The 3170-nt window shown below is 30.2% G+C and carries 2 protein-coding genes; one reads left to right on the top strand and one right to left on the bottom strand.

Translation table 11 applies throughout. From position 1 onward, the window contains the following. Positions 1 to 632: 632 nt before the first annotated feature. Positions 633 to 917 (top strand): putative quinol monooxygenase, encoded by a 285-nt coding sequence (locus JJE11_RS17045; RefSeq protein WP_291637782.1) that lies wholly within the window; start codon positions 633 to 635, stop codon positions 915 to 917. A 157-nt stretch (positions 918 to 1074) separates the two neighbouring features. Here JJE11_RS17045 and JJE11_RS17040 read toward each other — a convergent pair. Next, the coding region (locus JJE11_RS17040) for a hypothetical protein (RefSeq protein ID WP_291637780.1) at positions 1075 to 3170 on the bottom strand (2096 nt) is incomplete at its 5' end.

Raw genomic sequence — 3170 nt, 5'->3', positions numbered from 1 at the left:
TCCTATCTAATATATGTTAACAATATTATGCCCAAGGTAGTACTTTGAGTCCCTAAAGATAGAGTAGGGAAATGACCTTATTACTTCTTAATATGTGCTTAAATTTATATAAGGGTTGTTGCGTTATAAATTACCGTTACGACACAAATAATTTATTTAATTATACCATTATTACCGTAAATTGGGTTAAGTGGATGTATGATTTTAACCAAAACATTAAATGATTACATAAGAATTTAGAACTTGAAATTATAAAAACAATCTGATTTGCAGACTTTACGAGTGAAATATTTACATTTATGGGATCGTATTTTTCATAGTGTAAGGAATATCATTTTTGCGTATGTTATCTTATTTAGGAATTTAGTTAGTTAGCTTTCATATCAATAGCTTCATGTAAATAATAATTTGCATGGAGCTGTTCTATTTTATTTTAGAAAAGAGATAAGTTCATAAGAAATTTAAACATAGGCTAACTGAACTGTCACGTTTCCACCCAACTAAATGCTCCATCAAAAGACAATACCATATTATAGAAAGAACAAAGGCATTTATTGTAAACTTTACAAACTTCAATATGAACATGTATAATGTTTATTATATAGAAAAAATAAAATTTTAAGGAGACAATTATGATAAAAGTTGTATCAAAAGGATTTTTTTATGATGGTAAAACAGAGAAAGCTATAGAATTATACGAGGAATTAGTAGGAAAAACTAGAAAAGAAAAAGGTTGTATATCATACAATTTATTTCAAGATAATACTGACAAAACAATTTTAACTATGATTGAAGAATGGGAAAATAAAGAAAGTCTTGATAATCACTTTAACACTGAACACTTCAAAAGATTAGTTCCAATTATAGGAACATTGAGAAAAAATTCGGAGCTAAATATCTATGAATTAGTTTTGTAAAAAAGTAAGCATTATCAAAATATAAAGATATGAAATAGTAAATTCATATCTTTTTTATTACATTAGCAACTAGAGATTGTCCATTCCACTTCCAATCTCTAGACTAGGGTCTGACCCCATAAGTAATAACTTTGCATGTTCCTTTAAAATAGTAATATTAGATATTAACTACTTCAGTATTATAAGGCTTTGAATTATCTATGATATGATTATGACAGGTGAATAATATCAGTTGGAATTCTGGTCCTTTTTCCTTAGCGTAATCAGATATAAATTTTAAAGCTGCATCCATTCTTTCATCGTCATACTGTATCAACACATCATCTAAAAATAAAGGTAACTGAGCGTTTTTATCAGAAATTAGTTCTGTAATGGCTACTCTTAATGCTAGATAAACCTGATCAACTGTTCCGTTGCTTAAATATCTCCATTCTCTATAATGAATACCTGCTTTAATTGAAATATCATAGTCCTTTGTAACAAGTATGTTCCCATATTTGCCATTAGTAAGACTTTTGAATATTCCAGCTGTCTTCCTGTTAAGTTCTGGTCCAAAGCTCTGGCGCATCTCGTCTGTTGATTCTTGCATTACCTGTGATGCAATTTTTAGGCAATTGAAGTAGTTTTCCTTTTCATTTACCTCTTTCTCCTTTTCATTTATTCCTTCTTGAACCTGACTTAAGTTTCTATCTGGTGTTTTAATTTTTTTCTGTAAGTCAAATAGTTGTTGATCTAGATTTTCAGAGGCAAGGTCTTTTTCCTTTTGTTGCAGTTCTTCTACTTCATAACTATTTCCACCAACTTCTTCTAGCTCTTTAATTGATGGTTCAAGTTTACTTGTTTCCGACCTTAAATATTCCAGTGAAGGTGTAACATATCCCATACCCCTCGCAATATTAAGTGCTTCATCTTTTTCTTTTCCCAATTGAGTAACTTGTAGCCAAATCTTTTGTATTAAAAGTTTAGCCTCTTCATAGCTTTGTACAATTTCGTATTCATTCACTTTACTTAAAAATTCTTCAACTTTCATTGTGTATTCTTGCTCCGCCTCAGTGATAGCTTTTCGATATTTAGATTCAGAAGCATACTCGAAATATTTATTTTCAAACTCTTTCACTGATAGGCAGGATTTTTCTTTCATTTTTTCTGCAATATTGTTTCTCAAAGTATCGCAGAGTTGCTTTATTCTATCTCTATATTCTCTAGCAACAATTTCCTCCAAATTTTCTTGTTGTAAAACTGTAATTTTAACATCTTCGTTAAGGCTTAAATCTTCCGAGTATCTTTCAAGAAGGTAGTTACTTTCTTTAAGATAAGTTTCTTGCCTAACATTAAGAAGATTTAATGCCAGCTCTTCCTTGTTTTTCAATCCTGAAACCACACCTAGAGAATTTTGATAATCGTTGCTTCTTTCTGTCAAAGATTCTAACTCTTTTTCTATGCCAACAATAGTATTTGAGCAGGATGATATTTTGCTTTCGTACTCTTTAGTTTTTTTAATAATTAATGCTTCTTCACTATCGTTTTCTTCCCTTTGAGTTTTTAATTCCTGTTCTATGCTATTTATATCTTCACGATTAGTATCCTTTTTCGTTGCCATGTTTTGTTTATTGAACCTCACTGCCCGCACACCCATTACAATTGCAATAATAACGAAAATTAAAGCTGGAGGGAAAACTACCGAAAGTATTATAGAAATAATACCTATTACAATGCTAAGTGTTAGTAATGGATTTTCCCTTTTACTTTTTTGACTTCCAGTATCTTTTACCTGAGACTTAATTGATAGTTTTTCACTAGTAAAATTAATTCGTTGCTCCCTTAGCTGTTTATCAGAATTCCATCGAAGCTTTTCCCTCTCAAAATTATTGATAAGGTTCTCCTCATCATTAACATTAATATTTTTTTCATCTTGGTACTTCTGGAACTCTTCATGAAATTTTTGTAGTTCTTTAACTAGGGCTTCTTCATTTTTTAACAGTGTTTCGGAAGCTTTGTGGTCATTCTTTGCTTCTATAAAAGAAGTAAGAACTGGAATAAAGTCTTCATCTATTCTGTTTAATAGTTCTATAAGTGTTTTTTCCTTTAGGGCTAACTCATTTATGTGCTTGTACTCATTTTCACTAATAGGAACTAAATTACCTTCATTTTTATTTTCACTTTCAATTGAACCTTTGAGTTTTTGCAGGCTACCCTTTATTGTCTCACTTTCGTCCATTAAAGAATTACAATCCTTTAAAAATCCTGTAAGAC

It is taken from the genome of Clostridium sp. (assembly GCF_016650095.1).
GTDB lineage: Bacteria > Bacillota > Clostridia > Clostridiales > Clostridiaceae > Clostridium_AD.
This window is presented reverse-complemented; position numbering and strand designations above follow the sequence as displayed.